Raw genomic sequence first — 21,433 nt, 5'->3', positions numbered from 1 at the left:
ATTTCATGCTGTCAAAGTTGAGTCTAAGGAGCAAGCGAATGTTCACGACTAGGGAAAAGTCGGCTGCAACTTTTATCCGAACGCGGCCTTATGGTCTCGTTGGTGGAACAAGAGTTGATCCGTACTTCAACGACCTGCACTGGCAGAGAACGCAAGAGATGATCGTCAATCCACTATTTGTTGACAATTTCGTTGACGGTTCGGGAAGGTTGCTTTGATTCCGATGGATGTGGCCCCCACAGTCGACGAAGTAAAATCATGAAGATTTCAACTTCAGTCTTTCAAACTGGCGGTGATTCCTGTAGTTCCGCCGCAATATCGGTTCTGTTGAATTCAGCAAACAAGGGGTTCCTGGTATAAGACTTGAAATAGCAACAGCTATTGTATATGGCATCTCTCTCGCTTTGAAAGTCGATTAGTCCGTTCATCTGCTAACTAAGGCATTAGGAAAGAAGGAAATCTCCCGTCACTGCAAGAGGTTAATCCCGCGACACCCTCAAACTAACCGACCTTGTCGAGGGATATCGCTCTCTTGTCTTTGCCCCACTGAGGCTTTTCTCCGGGCTAGGTCTCTTATCACTCGAAATCCTTTCATGAGCTTTGCCAATGGTGACCAAAACACTTCTGATGCCCAAAAACAAGAAGTCTATCTGAGTATTTCAGCAGTACCCTCAAAGACTGCCACATCCTCTCTTTGAAGAAGAGCAGAGTAGAATTCAGTCCTGCTCTGGTTTCCAAAGACGTATTCCAGAAAACTGTAAATCACTCTGTAAAGATAGCTCTCACCGCCATCTTTCATAAAGAGACCTGTAAACCCCAAATAATGGGCTAACGGCGAAAGATGATCCAGCATAGCAAAATCGGGATGCTTGGCCTCAGGTATCCTTATATGAAAGGGCGGAACGGGGCTGGCCTCTATCATGTCAGAGATTCTTCCCGATTCCTCGCGATACTTCCATTCGTCGGTTTCCATAATCAGCGAAGGTATCTTGATCCCTCTATCTATCTCCTCATTACTCATTACAAACAGAGCCGGATCAAACGAAAGCAATGCCATAATCCTTGGATCATTGATTGAAGCAAAGTGGACCGCTCCTCCTCCGCCCGAATGGCCGAATGTTACCAATCTGCTTGTATCGAAGATTCCTGCCAGTTCGTGGTCGCTTTGATTTAGCCGTGCTAGCCAATCTATCACAAAGGAGAGATCTTCTGCCATCAGTTGCATCGAAAGCCTAACCCCTTCTTCGAATGTCTCGACACCGGGAAGGTCCATCACCCTTTCCCTGTCAAAATGAAATTGCGAGCCGTCTGAGAACTCAACCACCGCCGCTCCATAGGGGTGTTCTACTCCAATCACAACGAAGCCTCTGCTGGCCATGTGCTCTGCAAAAGAAAAATACAGTGGAACTATGGCCGGAGTTCCCGGGGAAAGAATGACTACGGGCAGGTTTTTCGCATTTTCCGAAGGCACGGCATTTATGAATGAGTTCGTCTTGACGGCTCTCAGGAACTGGAATAATATGGGAGGAAGATCGTAATTGTCAGCCAGGCTGTTTACGAAGAGCCTGTGACTCCTGAACCACGGACTTCTTCTTTTTCCAGCAGTCTCATCTGCCGGATACCAAATGTCTATCACCAGCCGTCTGGTCATCTCGGCATCGGAAAAGGGGTCAAACCTCGTCTCATCATTTAGTTCGATGACCTGGAGTCCCACTTCGTACTCTCCACCAGGGTCGGGAATTTTCGTCGTAGGAAAGAGGTAGGCAAGAATTCCCAGTGCCGCTATCGCAAGTACTCCTGTGATTAAACCAATATCGACGGTTCCACGAGTTCTACTCAAAACAATCACCTCTCTCCATTATTACACAGAATACTTGAGTAATAAAAGGTGGGCACCGATCGACTGTTTGCCGAAACCTCTCCCGAAGATATTCAATTATTCTTTCATATAATGTTATAGTTGGTTCTGAGGAAGACTATCTTCTTCTGGGAGAGTGTTATGAGAAAAGCATTATCAGCTGCTTTCTTCATCTCAGTTTTTCTGGTCGTTTTTGCTGAAGCAGAGTACAGATTAGGCGGTGACATTGACTATCCGCCGTTTGAATATGAGAATGAACGAGGAATTCCAGTAGGATTCAATGTTGATATCCTCAGGGCGATTTCCAAAGCTCTCGATTTCGAAATAGAGATAGAACTGCGTACCTGGACGAACGCGCGGTCCGCACTTGAGAGCGGTCAAATTGACGGTTTGCTCGCTATGTACTACTCAGAAGGAAGAGATTCGCTCGTGGACTTTTCCAATCCACATATAGTCCTTCATGGTTCCATCTTCTCCAACAAACTTGCCGGCAAGTTTTCCTCGTTGAATGATTTGAGAGAGTCGAGAATAGCCGTACAGAAAGGCGATCTTACGGACGAGATTGTCACCAACGAGCTCGTCGGGAGTGAAATCATGAGAGTTGAGTATCCGGAGATCGCTCTCAGGATGCTTAATGAAGAGCAGGTTGATGCCATATTGCTCGGTACCTTACAGGGACTCGTTCTGCTTGAAGAACTCTCTTTTGAGGATGTTGTGATGTCCAACAATCCCTTTATTCGGCTTGAATACTTTTTCACTGTGAGTGAGGGAGATCGAGAGTTGCTCTCTTTACTGAATGAGGGACTCTCAACAATCTCTTCTAATGGGGAATACAGACGAATCTACAACAAGTGGGTTGGAGGTATTGACGGTACTGACACAAGCGGTTTCTGGTCGAGTTTTTTGCTCTTTTTTCTTCCGGTGGGAATAATTGTTCTTCTGGTGCTTGGCGGTGTGTATTTATGGAACAGAGCTTTGAAAAGACAGGTCAGGGAGAAAACTGCTTCATTGAGTGAAAGGCTTGAGGAAGAGAAATTGGTTGAAGCTCAGCTTTTGCTTTCCATAAAGAGGTATAAATCGATGTCCAAAACAATATCCGATTACTACTATGAGGTTGAATACTCAGACAATGGGGGCGATCCAGAAGTCTGGAGAAGCGACTCCTACGAAAGGATCAGCGGATACAGTATCGATGAACCGAAACTTCAGAAGTTTGACTGGGAGTCGATAGTCCATCCCGAGGATCTCGATTCCTACAGGAGACATCTGGAAAGCGTGAGGTCCGGCAATCAGCAGCAACTGGAATACCGAATCATCCGGAAAGACGGCGCCTTGAGATGGGTAAGCGAGTTTTCGAGACCAAGTTACTCAGACGGAGCTTCCGGCATCAGGAGCATTTGCGGAGCGATCAGAGACATAACCGATGAAAAACTCGCGAAAGAGGAACTGGAAAAGACAAAAGAAAGAGTATCCAAACTCCACTATATTGCCCTGAAGATGGAGAAATCAAATGAGGAAGACACAATATATCACTCGATAATTGACGCTTCAGTCGACATATGCGGCATGGATAAGTTTGGCCTGTATCTGTTTTACAATCAGGAACTGGTTACTCTCGAAACCAAAGGAGAGATTTCAACCCTCCAGGGCTACCTTTTCAGGAGCGGAGTTTTGAGAGACTCGATAGAGAGCGGGAGTTCAACGTTCATAGATGCCGCGTCACTTCGCGAAGTAGTCCCCGATTGCAGCGAATCGATTTCCATAGTTCCAATGAAGAGCATAGGCGCCTTCGTGTCGTATCATGAGTCGCCGATGAAACAGGAAGAAGTGAAACTTGTCGAAACGCTAATGGCTCATGCAGTCGAAGCGATTATCAGAATAAGGTCAGACAGAGAGATTCACTATGTAACTTTCCATGACCCCCTCACTTCTCTCTACAACAGATCTTTCTTCGAAGAAGAAGTGGAGAGACTGAACGTGAGGCGCCAAATGCCAATGAGCATAGTTATGGGAGACGTCAACGGACTAAAGATTGTTAATGACGCTTTCGGCCATCTGGAAGGTGACAGGCTGCTGAAAGCCGTTGCCGAATGCTTGAAGTCCTCTCTGAGATCTGACGATATAATCGCCAGATGGGGAGGTGACGAGTTCATAATGCTTCTTCCCCAAACCAACACACAGTCGGCAGAGTCCCTTGTAAGCAGAATCAAGAAGGCCCTTACTCAAATAACGGGATTCGATCTGCCGATAAGCGTTTCATTCGGGATTGGAACAAAATCCGACGTCGATCAGGATTTTCGCGAGACGCTTGTTTCTGCCGAAGAGAAAATGTACAGAGACAAGCTTCTTAACAACATATCCATGAGAAGCAGAACGGTCGAGGTGCTTGAGAAGAGCCTGCTTAACAAGAGTTATGAGACCGAAGAACACACGGAAAAGATCAAGTCTCTCAGCAGGGATTTCGGGAAGTTCATCGGATTATCTGAAGCCAAACTTGATAATCTTTTGCTCCTTGGCGCTCTGCACGATATTGGAAAGATAGCAGTCCCAGAGGAGATACTCACAAAAGCCGGCAGTCTGACCTCTGAAGAATGGAAGAAAATCAAGTCCCATCCCGAAGCCGGATTTAGAATCGCCCTCTCTTCGCCCGAACTGGTGGGAATCGCGGATGAGATCTTAAGTCATCATGAATGGTGGGACGGCTCAGGGTATCCCAGAGGACTGGTTGGCGAATCAATTCCGCTCCTGGCAAGAATCATGTCAATAATAGACGCTTACGACGTTATGACAAGCGGAAGGCCGTACAAACACCCGGTATCCTGCGAAGAGGCAATAGAAGAGCTGCGCAGATGTTCTGGGAAGCAGTTCGATCCCGAGCTGGTTGATTCCTTTGTCAGTTTCTTGAGCGTATAACATTTTTCATTTATGCGTACTCTTTTCTTTGACAAGTACACGTAGGCTCGAGGTTGCAGTGTAGGAAAAGAAGTTCTTCGTTCTTGGCCAGGGTGACAGACCTTTCAGTCCTCAAAACTATCAAACGCTGTCATCTGAAGCGGATCATGATTCAGCAGCTCTTCCTGACTCGAAAGGCCTAATCACTACTTCGGCTATCCACTGTGTATAGTGATCGGCCAGAAAGCAGTTGAAAGCTCTTTCTGAGGCTCGCAATCATTCATTAGGTTTAGTGCTCTCCAGAAGGCGCAGCTTTCTTCTTGCCTCTTTGATCCCCAGTTTCTTCAGAATGTACTTGCCAATAGCATATTCAAAGGGAAACCACGAAACATGGCCGATCGGCACTATGTATCTTCTCGGTCGGCCGAAAGCCTCCCACAACTGTTTTCTCGACTGTACTGGAAGGGTCTTGTCAAAAAGCGCCTCGATCATGGTCACCTTTTTGCTGTCGTTGAACCGAGCATAAGCAAGAGGATCGATTTTGAACAGGGGATGAAGATCGGATTCTAGTAGCTCGGAAGCACTCTTCATTTTCTTAACTGCCAGAGAGTCTTCTTTGAACCTCGCGTTCAGCCTCTTTTCATCATTTATATACCCTTCTTCACCGGAACCGTTTCGAAGTGAAAGGCGAATAGATTTCAGCACCGGGGACCGCCAAATTATCTTGGCGATGTTGCCACCAACGGTCATCAGAATCAAGTCGTTTATTCTTTTGTCGATTGCGTTGACTATTGTGGAGACCATACCTCCGAGGCAATAGCCGAAAAGGCAGTTGTTGTCCCACCAGATGTTTTCTTGCTGGAGCAAATCTATGGTCGTCATGGTATCTACGACGGCCTGTTCCCAGAATACGGTAAGCCTTCTTAAATCCGGCGAGAAAAAGTCCTTTCCGCTAGTGGAACCACTTGCCGTTCTCGTATAGTTTCCCGGAAGAATCATCACAGAAGCTTGAAGACCGGCACTTGCCAAATGGCTTCCCATCCAGAAGAGGAAGGGAATATTGACAGTACCCAAACCGTGAAGTATTAATATCGAGCCGACAGCGCGTTCTCTTGGAGAGAAATGATAGACCTCGACATTTTCGGTTCCCTTCATACAATTCTTGTACAGAGAAGCATACTTTATGATAGAACAACGATAGTGTTTCCCTTTAAATATATAGCCACTGGAAAACTCTATCTTCTTCTTTTCGTAAGAGAAATCGGGATTCATCCGGCGCTCCTCATTTTCCTCGTGCTCAAAGTACTGCTCCCAGCCTCGTCTGATATAATTACTGCGGCCTTAGATCTGTTTACGATATCCTGAAGAACAGTTGAAAGAGCGTTCATTGAAACCGCATCCAGCCCTAGCAGGGGTCTTACGAAAACATAGAGATCACAGGCATCGAATCTCAACTGTGAAAGCTTTTTGTCTTCCTCAGATACGAGTCCGGAGAACCCCGGGATTCTTTCAAGGCCTGCAAGAAAACTCTTGACTGAAACAACGCTCTCCTTGTTTAGAATGAAGCTTTTCTTGAGTGACTTGGATGATTTGAAACTTCCCGATTTCTTCAACATCACCTGAGAAACAAGTCCTGTATTCTTAAGGTTTGAGCCGAAATACTTTTCGGCTGCAGTAGAAGACGATCTGGAGGAAAACCTATCGAAGAAACTCTTCGCCTCTCGAAATAACGGGACCGAGTTGTCTGTAAAGGGATCCTGTCTGGTCATAGCTCGTGTAAACGCTCTCAACAGCTCTCCACTCTCACAGAAGATATTCAGAACCTCTCCTCTTTTCAATCTAAGATCTTGCCCTGAACCGGCAAGGTTACTTATTTCAATCAGCAGTTCTCCTTCTGCGGGAAGTATGGAGAAATCACTCGATGCTCCCATCCTTTTAAGTATCGCTCCCTTTTCGATCGGGCAGGGGAGGTGCTCAACTCCCGATTCATCCATAAAAAGCAGATGATCTGCCAGCAGCATCAAGTTTGGATCGGTAGTTACAACAAGAACAGCTGTTCCATTGTTCTTGATCGCTTCCATCATTTGGAGAAGCCGCTTCCTGGATTCGGTTCCCAAAACTGAGAACAGATCATCGATCATTAGGACTCTGGGCTCCGAGAATACAGCGGCTACAAACTCCAGCAGCGCTTGATCGTCAGATGAAAGAGAAGAGACTTTTGACGAAGGATCCAAGCTTAGGCCAAATTTGGAAAGCAGCCGTGACGCCTCGATGTTCATCCTTTTTCTGCTGATAGCAAACTTGCCGGATCCAAGGAAGATATTCTCAGAGACCGTAAGATCGGGAACAAGCATATATTCTTGATAAACGGCACTTATACCGATCCGTCTTGCCTCAACGATTGACCGCAATTCGACCCGGTTGCCGTCAAAGACTATCTCGCCTGAGTCCGGACGAATGTCTCCACTCATTATCTTGATGAGCGTCGACTTTCCTATCCCGTTCAAACCTCCTAGAACAGTCAGTTTCCCACTCTCCAGATCAAAATCAACACCTTTCAGAATTCTCTTTCCACTGTATGTCTTCTCAATTCCTCTAACTTCAAGAATACTCATCAGACCTCAACTCCAGTTGAGAAAGTCCTCGCAACCCGTTTCCGGGAAATCCGCGAAGGATCACGCTCGCTTCAATACTATCAGATCCAAGTCACCCATCTTAATTGATGAGCGGAATCAGTAGGTACTTCTTGCTTTTCTTGCCCGCCATTAGAAGATTCCCCTTCCTCATCAATAGGAGAATCAAGGAATCGTTGATCCTCGAAAGAGCTGACTGCAGCTTTCTTGGATCTACCTGGATCACAAATTCTTCTCCGCTGAAGACCGCAATTTCACAGTCATACCGGAGGCTGCCGGCCTTGAGAAACAGCTTAAGCTTTTTTCCGTCTGATATCATAAGAACCGAAAAGCCACGCCTGGATAGCCTTGTGATCTTTCGTAAAGCAGAAAGAAAGGCTTTTCTCTGCACGCCGACTCCCGAGGCAGTCTCATTGAAGAGAAATGATGGTGGTTTGGGAAACTCGGTCTCATCAGTACAAATAGAAAAAAGCAACGACCCTGCCTTCAATCCAAAATCCGAAATTCCGCTTCCGGCATCAAGCTCTTCTGTTTTCAGCAACTCCAACGTTTTCACAAGATGTCTGACAGTTACGTACTGAAGAGAAAAGTGAAAGTCAGTTCTTGGCTCATATTCGAGAATTGACAGCAAGACCAATCTGCCGGCCGACGCTGCAAGAATCGTCTCGCTCCCCCTTGAAAAGATCTCAACGGTATCGCCTTCCATCGATGCCGCAGAAACGAAGTTCAGAGATTCGTTGAACTCTTTCAAAGGAAAACGCGAAGAGAACTCAAACTTTCTTTCCATGGCAGGAATCGCATCACTTCGGGCTTTCTGAAGGCTAAGTGTCTCTGAATCAGTCTTGATTTCAATGGTTTCTCCTTCAGAGGAAAAAGAGACGAACGACTTTTCGTCTGAGCTCTTCAAAGCCCGCGCGTAGTCTATTGGAACTGAATAGACACCGGTGAAAGGATCAACAGGAAGGCTGGATGAGAACTCAAGCTTCAGACACCCGTCAGTCGCAAAGAACTTCAGACCCCTTCTATAATAGATCTGAAAATAACGATAGGACGGCTCAACTGTGCCTGACACCCTTCCGAATAGATCTATCAGCTTTGAATAATCCGAGGAAACCAGCCTGAAATTCATCTCAATCCTCAGAACAGCCTTATCTGTTCTTTCTCTGCGAGCCCCTTCAACGCACCATACTTTCTCAACATTTCTACACTTGTCTTGTTTAGAGAAGTTCTTTTCACCAGATCCTCAACTGAAGAGAAAACCCTCTTCTCTCTTTCCTGCTCGATAGATCTCGCGGCTTTGTCGCCCATGTTTTGAAGTCTGTTGAAGGGTATCCTGAGGGATTTGCCTTCAATTAGAAATCTAGTAGGATGTGATTTCATAAGGTCAACATTCAAGAAGCTGAATCCCCTGTATAGCATTTCCATCACTACTTCAAGGAGTGTCTCCTTCGCCCTGTCTTTAACGTTCCTGTCTTGATCAGCTCTCAATCTAATTATCTCTTTTTTGATAGAATTTGTGTCCGAGGTACAGATGTCTATATCAAACTCTCCGCCTTTAATCGAAAAATAGGTGCTGTAAAAGGCAAGGGGATAGTGTACTTTGAAATAGGCCACTCTGTATCCCATACTAACGTATGCAGCGGCATGTGCCCTGGGGAAGAGATACTTGATCTTCTTACAGGAATTGACAAACCACTCAGGAGCACCGCAAGATCTTACCTCTCTTTCATCCTCTTCGCTTAAGCCCTTGCCCTTTCTGACCTTCTCCATAATCTTGAAGGCATCTCTTGGCTCCATTCCCCTGGCAATTAGATAGTTCATTATGTCATCCCGGCAGGCAATAACATTCGATAGCGAAGCCTGCCGCGAGGTGATGATATCTTTTGCGTTGTTCAGCCACACATCAGTTCCGTGTGAAAGACCGGAAATTCTGACAAGCTCCCCAAAGGTAGAAGGTCTGGTATCTGAAAGCATACTACGAACGAAAGTAGTGCCGAACTCTGGAATCCCGAGGGTTCCCATGTCCGTCCCTAGCTCGTGATACTTGACCCCTAGAGACTTCAAAGAAGAAAAGATTGACAACGTCTCAGGATCGTCCATTGGGATCTTTTCAGGATCGACCCCGGTGATGTCTTTCAACATCTTGATGAAAGTGGGATCGTCATGACCCAGTGCGTCTATCTTGACAAGATCATCGTGTATGACTTCATAAGCAAAGTGTGTTGTCAACGTTGAACCTTTCGTATCGTTTGCGGGGTGCTGTACTGGTGTGAAACTATGAACATCCATGTCTTTTGGCACGATCATGAGTCCACCGGGATGCTGACCAGTTGTTCTTCTGACACCTACAATCCCTCGCGCTATTCTCTCCTGTTCTGCTCTTCGAAGGGTTCTACCGCTCTTTTCGGAATAGGCTCTGACAAAACCGAAGGCCGTTCTCTCTGCAAGAGTCGAAATTGTGCCGGCCCTGAACACATGGTCCCTTCCAAACAACTCTTCGATAAAAGAATGAGCGCGCTCCTGATATTCGCCGGAGAAGTTAAGGTCAATATCAGGCACCTTGTCTCCCTCAAATCCGAGAAAGGTCTCGAATGGTATGCTCTGCCCGTTCTTAGACATTTTCTTTCCGCAGACGGGACAGTCCATATCGGGAAGATCGTAACCGCATTCGAGATCGGTTTCTGGAAAGATCGACTTGCCGCATTCAGGACAGAGATAATGTGGGGGGAGGGGGTTCACTTCGGTTATGCCGATTACGTTGGCCACGAGAGAGCTGCCTACGGAACCTCTTGAGCCGACAACGTAACCGTCTTCATTAGACTTCTTCACCATCTTCTGAGCAATAAGATAAAGAACTGCGAAGCCGTGGCCGATAATGGCACCAAGCTCTCGATTTAGCCTTTTTTCAACGATCTCTGGCAAAGGACTGCCATAGAGACTTTCGGCATTCTCGATTGCCATTTTCCTTACCTCTTCATCAGCTCCTTCGATTACTGGAGGATGAAGTTTGCCCTCAACGGGTATCACTTCTTCGATCAGCGAAGCTATGTATCTGGAATTGTCAATGACTACTTCTCTGACAACTTTCTCGTCTTCAAATATCTCGCTTGCTTTGCCCAACATCTCTTCCGTAGTGTGGAGATGCAGCGAAGGTTGGTTCTGGAAGTTATCGTAGTCCTGAGCTGCATTTATCGCTGCTCTGAAGATATCGTCATGAGGATTCAGAAAATGAACATCCCCCGTCATCACAACTGGAATGTTCAGTCTCTTTCCCACCTTATAGAACTCCCGATACATATTCGCAAGCGTTTCCCTCGACATGTTAGTCTCGCCTTCGGAAGTGTCGATGTTATCCAGCGGCATGACTTCAATGTAATCATAGAACTTGGCGATCTCCTCGAGTTCATCTGTACTTGCTCCACCTATATAGGCTTTAGACAGCTCTCCGGAAACGCATGCGCTGCCAATTAGAAGGCCTTCCCTCATATCGGCAAGCAGGCTCTTGGGTATTCTAGGCTTCATGTAGAAATACTTCGTGTGAGAAGCTGTGACCAATCTGTAGAGATTCTCCAGTCCTTTTTTGTTCTTTGCAAGGATACTTATGTGAAAGGGTTTCAACGAATCGAGATTCTGGTTCTTCCTGAGTTTCTCAAGTTCGTTTACATTCTGAACCCCTCTCTTCTTTGCAAGCTGAACAAACTTTTTCAGAACTTCGGCCGTTACCTTTGCGTCTTCGTAAGCTCTGTGATGATCAAAATGACCTAGCTTCAACCGTTTGACAACATTATCGAGAGAATAACTCTTCGACCTGAAAAGGCTCTTTGCGAGTGCCAGGGTATCGATGCACGGCATTTCCCAGTCGCCTCCGAAGTGCTTCTTCACTGAATTACGGACGAATCCATAATCGAAAGAAGCGTTATGTGCGACTAGTATGCAGCCTTCAGCAAATTTCGTGAATTCGGGAAGCACCTCTTTGATCGGACGTGCTTCGGAAAGCATATCTTCGGCAATTCCCGTCAGGCTGGTGATCATTGTAGAGAGCTCTTTTTCCGGCTTCACAAAGGTGGAGTAAGTGCCTAAGACTTCACTTCCCTTCATTTTGATGGCGCCTATCTCAATGATCTCATCCTCTTTAGGATTGAGACCTGTAGTCTCAAGATCAAAAACCAAAAACGAAGCATCATCGAGCGATGAGTCTTCTTCATCCAGATTCATTGATATCTGCTGGGAGTCGTTAATCATGTAACCTTCCATACCGAATATCGGTTTGATTCCCTTCTTCTTTGCAGCAAAATAGAACTCCGGAATGGACTGGACCACACCATGGTCGGTTATCGCGGCAGCCTCATGTCCCCAATCCTTCAAGGTATTCACCAGTTCTCGAACATCCACAACCGAATCGAGAGCGCTCATTTTTGTATGAAGATGGAGTTCAACTCGCTTCTCAGGAGATTCGTCAACACGTTTGGGAAGAGCTGTTCTCTGTATGTCTCTCGGAATAAGGATTTCGTCTTTCATCCAGCTGTCTGTTTCCATCTTTCCTCTAATAGTTATCTCATCACCCTCACGGAGCTTCTCTGAAAGAGAGCGAGCGTTTTCACCAATTAGCTTCACCGTAAGAGAGTCTGTGTGGTCGGTGACGTTGAATGTGAGGATGAAAATCTTACCGTTCCTGTATTCAAGCCCGAAGATCTTTCCTCTCACAACCAGATCGGATTCATTCCCGAGAACTTCCTTCATCTTCTTGGAAACGGCTCTTATCTCTCTACCCATCAAGACTGAATCAACTTCACCGGAAGAAACGGTTGTCTCCTTTTCAACCTCTCGCCTAGAAACTTCTTCATTGATCAGATCATTCTGATCGTCTCGGATATCGAGTATTATTTCGAAAGGAATGGCTCTCCTGCAAACCTTCTCAATTGCCTTTCTCAAGTCCTGTTTTTTCGCACTGATTCGCTGAAACGAGAACTGATCGTAAACAGTGATCAATATCCTGTCATCACTGAATGCCATTTCTGAAGAAGCCAAATAAGAGGATGCCCCATTCGTGAGCTTCAATATCTCTCTGAACTGCGCATCACTAACTCCCTCCGGTATTTCTTCACCGGCCTTGACTGCTCCACTTTCCACGGGCTGAAAATAGAGACGGACCGAGGATTTGAGAAACTGAGAAGCCTTCTCCCGAAATGCTGACTCCAGAAAATCCTTAAGCTCGATACTGACCTCACATCCGATCTTGATCATTATCTCTTTTGAATCGCAGTCGATAGATATCTCCGAAACTTCTATGCCTTCACATTCTACAGAGGAATCGGTTTCGACAATATTCGATAGAAGTCTTTTTATTGGAAGTTCTAAATTCCTCATGCACAGCTTCATGCCTTTCGAACACCTCCGGGAAACTTCCTTGCAGCAAGGTGACACCAGGCTACCGCAAGAGCGTCGGCAGCATCATCGGGTCTCGGAGTCTCCTTCATCCGCAGAAAGGCTTTCAAAGTCCTCTGAACCTGTCCCTTCTCGGCTCTTCCATACCCTGTAATGGCAAGCTTCACTTGATGGGGAGTATATTCAAAAATCGGCACTTCATGCCTCCTCATGGCAAGAAGAATTACTCCCCTTGCTTCGCTAACCTGTATCGCGGTGGTGACATTCCTGAAAAAGAAAAGCTCCTCAACCGCCGACTCGTCTGGACTGCATTCCTGTATGAGTCTTTCCAGCTGATCATGGATCTTCAGGAGTCTGTCTGGAATCGGTTCATCGGGTTCCGTTCTGATCGCGCCATATGAAACGAGTTCTATCTTTGAAGTCCTCATTTCGAGCACACCGTATCCAACAGTACCAAAGCCCGGATCAATTCCCAGAACCCTCACACAAGCCGGCAATTACCAGCACCTCCATAAAAACCGAACCATCATTATAGAATAAACAGAATAGTAAGTACAGGGTCCCCTCAGGTCAAAATCGCAAGTTCGATCTCTTATCGGCTTTCCAAATCTTCAAGTGCAAAATCGAGATCGCACATTCAGATCAGCTTGACCAAGAACCCGGTGATAGTCTTGAAGTTACTGCCCTGAATATATTCTAACCGCGTACAGTCAGAAAGAAGTTAAAAAGATATTGACCGGAAGATCTTTTTCCCTGCACGTGTCTTCTGAAACTATACCAGAAGAGACTCCATCAATGAAAAGAGAGCCCCTAAGGACTCTCTCTGGCGGGGACGACGAGACTTGAACTCGCGGCCACCGGTGTGACAGACCGGCATGATAACCAAACTTCACCACGTCCCCAAACATAAGAGATTCTACATTACTAGCATCTATCTGTCAATAGCCCGGTCTGCCCTTATGATATTGCTGTTCATATAGAATGCGGTGTGATGACTGGGGGCAAATGAAGTGATCCGTAATGAAGAATCTAGAGCAAACAGGGATATGGGAGAAGGAACTTTCGCCGGGGGCTGGCCCCAGATTCTAGAGAAAACTACAGATAGTATCATATGTCTTTTGATGATTCAATGCGTACACACATCACGTACACTTCATTCTATCGAGCACTTCTCCTAATAATCACCAATAACACAATATTACTGATAATCTACGATTTAGGTAACATGGAAGACCTAATCACGAATATTTAGTGTCTTTCACTGATCATTTATTATAGTATTATTTCTTATATATTATATATTGTGTTATTATTTCACTGCATCTAATGAATAGAAAGGAGGGAGTCTTGATGTTGAAGAGATGTCTTTTGATTTTTTCTTTCGTTTTCCTGTCGGCTTTGACATTTGGACTAACTGGCGGTGTGATCACAATAGTGGAGGACCCCGGCTGCTATCTGTATGAATGCGACTGTTATCTTTACACAGAATTCTCATATAGCTACACGCTGACATAAGGTCATGGTAGAGATGTGGTACCCTTCACAATGAACTGCTGTGTTTCTACAGAAGCACGTCATTACGACTCAAACAATAACCCGTTAAGCGTATATGCAAGCGCTTATGGAGAATGCAGATACTCGATTGACGCAAGTCCATGGAACTGGACTTACGTGGATATTGACTGCGACGGATTTGGCGTGGCCAGCTGTAACAAATGCACAATAATGTTCTATTTCTTCCAAGTCGAAGATGATTTTGAAGCCGAAGCTGTGAGTGAAAGTTGTTTTTGTTCGGATCTTTAACATATGAATTAAGGAGATGATTAGTATGGCTAGAAGGGTAGCTATCTTTCTTGTCGTTTTGTCGATTTCGTCGGCGATGCTTGCCGGTACTCTATCCGGTTACCTTACAGAACGGATGGGCTGGACCTACATCGCGAGCGGAAGCGATGTCGAAATGAGTATTTATCCACCGGAAGGAGTCAGCGCACTCGCAGATGAGCGTGTTTTCTACGGACAGATCAGAATCGGGGATTCAACTGTCAACATAGCGATCATGAACGTCGAGCCTCCGATCCTCTGGATCGACAGCGATTACGACGGCTGTTTTCTAAACAACATTCCGATAAGCGGACAATATAGAGGGCCCGTGATCAATGAAAGCCGCACTTATAAATTCAGTCAACAGTTAAGAGTAGAATATCTTTCCAACGGGAAATCATCTTACATGACCCAGGATCTTGAAATTCGCGCGATCCTTCCAAAAAAGGAAGGCATCGAAGTCGACTACTTACTCATGAGTAGAAGGGAAGGTGTCCTGGAAGTCGATGGAGAGCTGATCGGAATCGCCCTGTTTCCTACTGCGCCCGATGGTCTGGCCGATAAGATAGACGAAGTGTTCATCGGAATAGATCTAGACAGAGATGGAACTATAGACATGGTTCATAAGAATCACGAGCTTTTCGAAGCGACCAGCGTCATAAGAATCAACGATAAGAACTACAGAGTAAGCGAGATCAGCAGGGACGGCAGAAAAGTCACATTCGAGCAGGTCGATGAAGATGCCCAGAACAGGCCTCTGTTGAAAAAAGGTTCGGTCGCACCTCTGTTCGAAGCCAGAGACGTACACGGAAAGAGCTTTTCTATGAGCGATTATCTCGGAAATCCCATCATTGTAGTCGTGACTTCAAAGACACCGCTTGAAGTTTTCAACGGCGGATTTCCATGCGCTACAGGTGATTGCGAAGATACCAGCAGAGAAGAGAAGAGGCTGAGAAGCCTTTTGAATGAGCTTGTCACATGGAATGAGTATTCCACAAAACCGAAAGTTGAGCTCATATGGCTTTACTCCGGCGACGAAATCACTTCTGCAGACTCTCTTGACGAATACTCCTGGTTGCACCTGATAGCCGATAAAGCTGCAGTTGAGCTTTACAGCACTCCGTTGTCGAACGGCATGTTCTTGATCTCGAAGGAAGGTAGGATCGAGTATCTTGACGATTATGTCCTTCAGGCGGGCGATGGTTCGATTCCCATATATCCGGTGTTCAGAATTCCCACTTTCGGGCTTACCAGTTATATTTGGTTCAGAGAATTCGTTCTTGACAAGTGATCCAGACCTGTTTATTCAGCAGAGAGTGCTCGCAAGAACTCTATCTTTCGCATGAGTTTCAAAGTATTACGGATACAAGAGCAAAGAGCATTCTTTCAAATTGGTGTTCATAGTGTAGATAAAGAGTGCTAAATCACTTTACTCGTTTCAGGTCGGACGAATTCGCATTTGGTTTCGGGTAAGCAACAATATATCATTGAGTTGCAAAGGATGTCCCCGCGTCCTGTTGCAAGTTGGTTCCTGACCCAAGGAACAAGGGAGCCAACCTCCCTCCTGAAGAATTTTCCACCCCGAGGGCCGCCGATAGCGGCCCTTTTGTTGAAATGATCTCATTTACATGCTAGAATAAATCTCGTTGGGCGACGTAGCCAAGGGGTCAAAGGCGGAGGTCTGCAAAATCTCTACTCAAGGGTTCAAATCCCTTCGTCGCCTCCAGGAGAGGGTAGATATGCCCTCTCTTTTTCTATCTCCCTGACGATTCTGCTATAGACTTCCTCTCTGTTTTCAGGAGTGATTTCGATGCTCCTAATTCCCATCGAAGCCTTCAGGTGTCCTATAAACGAGAAGTTGCCCTTTCTGAGAACACAGAGACAGTGCCTGGCACGCCTGAGCGCAGAGACAACCGCTTGCTGAAACTCGGGGGAGTCTTCCTCGAGAAAACCTATCTCATCCATTATCAGTATATGATCGGACGGGATCTCCATAGTTCCAAGAAGCCTTGTCGCTGACACGAACCCTTCTTCAACAATTCTCAATCGCCCGTTGTCTCTAGAACCTATGAGAAACGAATTGCCACCAAAGAAATTAATGTGAAGTTCAACTAGATTCTCGTCAAAGCGCGTCTCAAACCCTGTGAACTTGGCCAGGGCCTTAACTCTTTCTACAAGATAACTCTTTCCTGCATTTCTCTCTCCTGTTATGAAAAATCTCATTAGGAATTCCCCCAACATTATCAACGAAGACTCATGAAGACAGCAAATGCTACTACTTACGCCTCTATAATACTCTATCTGCAACACGCATAAGTATACCTCAATGACTTGGTTCATGCGCTCCATGCCTAATGTGCTTGAGAAGATCTTCTGTGTCTTATTCGTGAAGTGTGGTTCGCTTCTTCCAAAGTTGGGAAACAAATATGGATAATCAAGACGGATGAGGACCACGCTAGTTCTGTTAGGGAAACCCTTTTTCGAACTGAATGCAAAGGATATGCTAAATGCTTCGAGATGGGTTAGAATAGACGTTGAAGAGCGTCTCGCCGCTTCGAGAGTCGTTTGCAAAATATGCAGTATATTGCGACTGACAACAGAACAGAGATCTCTTCGGTTTAGGTTTCGCAATTACTTTCTGTTACAGGATCACTTTTAGCAGATGGGCATCTTTGGCGAAGCTACACTAACGATCTACATGGAGATCTCCTGGAGGTAGAGATGAAGGTTCTGCTATATTCCGAAGGTAAAAAGCTTTTCAGTAAGTCGGGCGTTGGAATGGCACTCAAACACCAGATGTCCGCCCTTGACAAGGTGGGCGTTGAATACACAACGAATGAGGAAGACCGCTTCGATATCGTCCACATCAACACTATTGGACCCGGGGCTGAAAGAATTCTCAAGAAATCGAAGAAGTTGGGGATTCCCATTATCTATCATACGCATACAACCTATGAGGATTTCAGAAACTCGTTCACTTTTTCGAACGCGATTGCTCCCTGGCTGAAAAAGAGGTTAATCAAGCTTTATTCTTCGGCTGACTTTCTGATTTCTCCCACGGAGTATGCCAAGAAGTTAGTCATGAACTACGGTATTACTCTGCCGATTAGGGCAGTTTCAAATGGGGTCGACAATAAAAAGTTCACAAAAAGTAAATCTCTGGCAGAGAGCTTCCTTTCCGAAAACCACATCCGGAAACCCTTGGTCGTCTCTGTAGGCCTCCCTTTCGAAAGGAAGGGCGTAATAGATTTCTGCCAGATCGCCGATACAAGGAAGGATCTGACATTTTACTGGTTCGGAGCGAAGATAAGCAGTCTCCTGCCCGCAAAGATAAGGCATCTTCTGAAGAACCCTCCAGATAACGTGAAGTTCCCCGGATTCATTCCACAGGAGATGATTATCGGTCCATATTCTGCCTGTGATGTCTTCCTTTTTCCAAGCTATGAGGAAACCGAAGGGATTGTTGTTCTGGAGGCACTGGCTACTGAAGCGCCAATTGTCCTCAGAGACATTCCAGTTTACAGTGAATGGATGAGACATGAAGAAAACTGTCTCAAAGGCAATGACAACCAGGAATTCATCAAACATATCGATAGACTGCTAGAAAGCAACAGTCTCCGGAAGAAACTGTCTTCATGCGGAAAAGAGACCGCTTTAGAAAGGGATCTCTCAATTATCGGTCAAAAACTGAAAAACATCTATCTTGAGGTTCTTGATAAAAAGCTATGAAGAAATCGACCAGAAACTCTGTGATCGCTATCGCAGTGAGTGTCCTGATCATACTAATTGTTTTGATGGTCACAGATTTCAGCAAGTCGATTTCATATCTTGCTGCAGCCAATCCAGGATGGATTCTCTTGACCTTCTCTCTGACAGTTGGAACATGGCTCTTTGAAGCGATAACCCTTAAAGTTTTCGCGTTAATGCGTAGCCTGTCGATTCCCTTCTCCTATCTTTTCAAGATAACGGTAATCGGAACGTTCTTCAACGGAATTACTCCCTTCTCCTCCGGAGGACAGCCGGCCCAGATTGTATTCATGCAGAGAAAGGGCATTTCGGTAGGTGAATCGACTGCAATGCTGGTTTCAAGGTTTCTGATTTATCAAACCGTAATCACATTGCTTGGAGTTGTAGCCGTTTTCAAGGCTTACCCGCTCGTTTCACAGAAGATCTCTAATCTCGCCGTGCTATCGATTTTCGGATTTGCGCTGAATAGTATCGTCCTGGTGGCACTGATTCTATTTTCTCTCAGTCCTAAACTAACTGAGAAGCTCATTCACTTCGTAATCGGCTTTCTTTACAAAATTAGAATAGTAAAACGGAAAGAATCGTCAATCGAGAAGGCAATGAGGGAGCTGCGCTTTTTTCACTCTTCAATGAAGGAATTGGTTAGAAGACCCTTTGCCCTAACTACGGCATCCTTAAGTACTCTTGCCCAGCTGGTTTGCATGATATCCATCCCGTATTTTGTTGCCCTTTCTATTGGAACGCCTGTAAATTATCTAGAAATCACGGCCGTTCAGCTGATATTGTTCCTTGTCATCTCTCTTATTCCAACGCCAGGAGCAAGCGGAGTATCTGAAGGTGGGTATGTACTCTTTTTCAAGTCCTTTTTCGGCGATGGAATCGGCGCCGCGCTGCTGATTTGGAGATTCTTCAGCTACTTTGCCAACATCATCTTCGGAGGACTGCTCACGGCACACGAAATTGGTTTCAAGTCTAGATCTCGTTCCTGACAACCTTTTCATAGAGACTCAGCGTTCTATCCACATTAGCCTCGGCAGAGAAGTTCTTAGAAATTTCAACAGAACGTTTCGACATTCTCTCCATGAGCTCTCTATCTGTAAGCAACTCAATCGCCGCAGTAGATAACTCTTCTTTTGAGGGGCACATAAAACCGTTCTCTCCATCTAGAACCATATTTTCAATGCTGTCATCTTTGAAGGCTACTACCGGCAGACCGGATGCCATGGCTTCAAGCGTAACCAAGCCAAAGGTCTCTGTGTGAGAGGCAATCATGAACGCATCACTGCTCTTGTAGGCTAACGTAATCTCATCTGGCCACTTCAAGAAACCCGTGAAGTGAACTCTCTCGCCAACACCGAGATTTCCGGCGAGTTCCTTCAGTTTGCCCTTCAGAGGTCCGTCTCCAACTAGCAGAAGATGGGAATCCGGCAGAGCTGTGTTTATCCTGGCGAAGTTTTCGATGAGTTTGTCTATACTCTTTTCTTCTCCCAGCCTGCCGACGAAGATCAGAACCTTCTCATTTTCACCAATCCCGTACTTGTTCCTGAACGACCTGATTTCATCAAGATCGACTTCTTTCATGAAAGGAGTCAGGTCAACGCCATTTGGAATGACCTCTATATGAGACGAAACGCCGTAAGAGAGCAGCAGCTTCTTTATCTTGATCGAAGGTGCGATGACCGCTCTGTTCTTGTCGCAAAACCTTCTATCCTGACCTCTTATATATACTCTCAAAATAGGCTCCATAAAAGGAATATAGTGAACATACTCCTCCATCATTGTGTGATAGGTCGTAACTCCGGGAATATGTAGATTCGAGATTACGAGACTGGACAGATAGCCGACTATCAGTGATGTATGCGAGTGCACAACGTCGATGTCGAGGCTCTTCACGATTTGAATGAGTTCTTTGAAGTTCGTTGGAAGGCCTATTCTGTGTTGCTTCTCCCACGGAAATCTCAGCGAAGGAACTCGGTAAACGTTCTCCTGAATACCGGCTTCGGGGTGATCCACTGTGAAAACATAGACATTGTGTCCTCTTTTCTGAAGATTCTCCTCAAGCATCCTGATCATGGTTACCACTCCGTTAACCTGAGGAGAATAAGTATCACTGAACATCGCTATGTTCATCGTATGCCTCCAAACGTCTTGACACCAATTGTATTCTGCTTTATAATCTTTACTGTCTTGGGAGATCGTCCAATTGGTAGGACAGCGGACTCTGGATCCGCCGATGGAGGTTCGAGTCCTCCTCTCCCAGCCAGGGGCCGTGAGGCCCTATTTTTTCGCACTGGCAACTGCAAATAGAGTGATCTCCTTGACACCGCCGTCTCTTAGAACTCTAGCACACTGGCTTGCAGTTGCGCCGCTTGTAACCACATCATCGAAAAGGATAACCGAAGTGCTTCTCGGTCTCTTTCTCAAAAAGAACTTGTCTCTAACATTATCTATCCTGTCCTGCATCTTCAGTGTTGACTGAGGGACAGTCTTTCCCGAAATCGACAGAACATTGTCGATTTTAATATCGATCGTTCTTGCAAGATGCCGGAGAATTCTCAGGTTGGTGTCAAAACCTCTCCTAATGAATGCCTGCACAGATGTTGGAACCGGGACGATCACATCGGTAGCTGGAGCAAAGGCATCTATCATTTCGAAGACCATCTTTGCAAGAAGACGAGCGACGCCGGGCCTGTCTTCGAACTTGTAAGCACGTATAAGCTCTTTCAAGGGGCTTTCATACTTCCAGTAAGAATGAGCCGAGTCTATGTTCACGAGTTCAACGGGGGCCATTATCGGACCTCTTATAGAATTCAAACAGTCCTTGCAGAGGTAGTCAGCAGGGTCGATTTCTCTTTCGCAGACTAAACAGTAATTGGGTAAGAAATGAGAGATGACTGTCTTCAGCATCAGATCCACTTCTCCCTCTTAAGTCTTCTAAGCTCACGCAGAATCTGGCTACTGCCAATAGCTTGAACACTCGCTCCGACCGGAAGAGAAGCCAAGAGCTTTTTCGAATATACCCTGTTAGGGTCGACTATTCTCTTGTCAATTACAATCACGACTCCGTGATCGCTCCTTGTTCTTATGAGTCTGCCAA

At 45.8% G+C, this 21,433-nt stretch carries 16 protein-coding genes and 3 tRNA genes; 8 read left to right on the top strand and 11 right to left on the bottom strand.

The window, feature by feature from the left end:
• A partial coding sequence (locus B3K42_RS12450) for a hypothetical protein (protein ID WP_292599061.1) occupies positions 1–218 on the top strand: 218 nt, incomplete at its 5' end.
• 428 nt (positions 219–646) lie between these two features.
• On the opposite strand, the gene B3K42_RS12445 is transcribed toward B3K42_RS12450, so the two are convergent.
• Positions 647–1,840, bottom strand: coding sequence for an alpha/beta hydrolase family protein (locus B3K42_RS12445; protein ID WP_110990612.1), 1,194 nt, complete (start codon positions 1,838–1,840; stop codon positions 647–649).
• Between the two features lie 159 nt (positions 1,841–1,999).
• On the opposite strand from B3K42_RS12445, the gene B3K42_RS12440 reads away from it, so the two are divergent.
• On the top strand, positions 2,000–4,771 hold the full coding sequence (locus tag B3K42_RS12440; RefSeq protein WP_110990614.1) for an HD domain-containing phosphohydrolase: 2,772 nt from the start codon (positions 2,000–2,002) through the stop codon (positions 4,769–4,771).
• A gap of 255 nt (positions 4,772–5,026) precedes the next feature.
• On the opposite strand, the gene B3K42_RS12435 is transcribed toward B3K42_RS12440, so the two are convergent.
• The 6 genes from B3K42_RS12435 to B3K42_RS12410 form a co-directional block, all read right to left on the bottom strand.
• Complete coding sequence (locus B3K42_RS12435; RefSeq protein WP_110990611.1) at positions 5,027–6,022, bottom strand: alpha/beta hydrolase; 996 nt, start codon at positions 6,020–6,022, stop codon at positions 5,027–5,029.
• Positions 6,019–7,365: an ATP-binding cassette domain-containing protein gene (locus B3K42_RS12430; RefSeq protein WP_110990610.1), complete on the bottom strand. Its 1,347-nt coding sequence runs from the start codon at positions 7,363–7,365 to the stop codon at positions 6,019–6,021. Before B3K42_RS12430 ends, B3K42_RS12435 begins: the two co-directional genes overlap by 4 nt.
• Before the next feature lie 100 nt (positions 7,366–7,465).
• Positions 7,466–8,512, bottom strand: a complete 1,047-nt coding sequence (locus B3K42_RS12425; RefSeq protein WP_110990609.1) for a hypothetical protein — start codon at positions 8,510–8,512, stop codon at positions 7,466–7,468.
• 8 nt (positions 8,513–8,520) lie between these two features.
• Complete coding sequence (locus B3K42_RS12420; protein ID WP_292599058.1) at positions 8,521–12,762, bottom strand: PolC-type DNA polymerase III; 4,242 nt, start codon at positions 12,760–12,762, stop codon at positions 8,521–8,523.
• Positions 12,759–13,253, bottom strand: a complete 495-nt coding sequence (ruvC, locus tag B3K42_RS12415) for a crossover junction endodeoxyribonuclease RuvC (RefSeq protein ID WP_349680976.1) — start codon at positions 13,251–13,253, stop codon at positions 12,759–12,761. Before ruvC ends, B3K42_RS12420 begins: the two co-directional genes overlap by 4 nt.
• Before the next feature lie 339 nt (positions 13,254–13,592).
• Positions 13,593–13,670 (bottom strand) — tRNA-Asp (locus tag B3K42_RS12410).
• Positions 13,671–14,118: 448 nt separating this feature from the next.
• Here B3K42_RS12410 and B3K42_RS12405 point away from each other — a divergent pair.
• The 3 genes from B3K42_RS12405 (at position 14,119) to B3K42_RS12395 (ending at position 16,315) form a co-directional block, all read left to right on the top strand.
• Entirely contained in the window at positions 14,119–14,283 is a 165-nt protein-coding gene (locus B3K42_RS12405) for a hypothetical protein (RefSeq protein ID WP_292599055.1), read from the top strand.
• 313 nt (positions 14,284–14,596) lie between these two features.
• Positions 14,597–15,880, top strand: a complete 1,284-nt coding sequence (locus tag B3K42_RS12400) for a peroxiredoxin (protein ID WP_292599053.1) — start codon at positions 14,597–14,599, stop codon at positions 15,878–15,880.
• Positions 15,881–16,238: 358 nt separating this feature from the next.
• Positions 16,239–16,315: transfer RNA gene (locus B3K42_RS12395), tRNA-Cys, on the top strand.
• Here the strand turns inward: B3K42_RS12395 and B3K42_RS12390 are convergent.
• A complete protein-coding gene (locus tag B3K42_RS12390; protein ID WP_292599051.1) occupies positions 16,294–16,812 on the bottom strand; it encodes a nucleoside-triphosphatase in 519 nt (172 codons plus the stop codon). The two genes, B3K42_RS12395 and B3K42_RS12390, sit on opposite strands and share 22 nt — an antisense overlap.
• Before the next feature lie 498 nt (positions 16,813–17,310).
• Here B3K42_RS12390 and B3K42_RS12385 point away from each other — a divergent pair, with 498 nt between their 5' ends.
• Entirely contained in the window at positions 17,311–18,318 is a 1,008-nt protein-coding gene (locus tag B3K42_RS12385) for a glycosyltransferase (RefSeq protein WP_292599049.1), read from the top strand.
• Entirely contained in the window at positions 18,315–19,325 is a 1,011-nt protein-coding gene (locus tag B3K42_RS12380) for a lysylphosphatidylglycerol synthase transmembrane domain-containing protein (RefSeq protein ID WP_292599047.1), read from the top strand. The genes B3K42_RS12385 and B3K42_RS12380 overlap by 4 nt, the downstream gene beginning before the upstream one ends.
• Here the strand turns inward: B3K42_RS12380 and B3K42_RS12375 are convergent.
• Positions 19,309–20,466 carry a glycosyltransferase family 4 protein gene (locus B3K42_RS12375; RefSeq protein ID WP_292599045.1) on the bottom strand — a complete coding sequence of 386 codons (1,158 nt, stop codon included), beginning with the start codon at positions 20,464–20,466 and terminating at the stop codon, positions 19,309–19,311. The two genes, B3K42_RS12380 and B3K42_RS12375, sit on opposite strands and share 17 nt — an antisense overlap.
• 58 nt (positions 20,467–20,524) lie before the next feature.
• On the opposite strand from B3K42_RS12375, the gene B3K42_RS12370 reads away from it, so the two are divergent.
• Positions 20,525–20,599 (top strand) — tRNA-Gln (locus tag B3K42_RS12370).
• 14 nt (positions 20,600–20,613) lie between these two features.
• Here the strand turns inward: B3K42_RS12370 and B3K42_RS12365 are convergent.
• Positions 20,614–21,243 (bottom strand): ComF family protein, encoded by a 630-nt coding sequence (locus B3K42_RS12365; RefSeq protein WP_292599065.1) that lies wholly within the window; start codon positions 21,241–21,243, stop codon positions 20,614–20,616.
• The coding region (locus tag B3K42_RS12360; RefSeq protein ID WP_292599043.1) for a helicase C-terminal domain-containing protein at positions 21,243–21,433 on the bottom strand (191 nt) is incomplete at its 5' end. The genes B3K42_RS12360 and B3K42_RS12365, both read right to left, overlap by 1 nt.

Origin of the sequence: Mesotoga sp. UBA6090 (genome assembly GCF_002435945.1) — a bacterium.
Classification (GTDB): domain Bacteria; phylum Thermotogota; class Thermotogae; order Petrotogales; family Kosmotogaceae; genus Mesotoga.
This window is presented reverse-complemented; position numbering and strand designations above follow the sequence as displayed.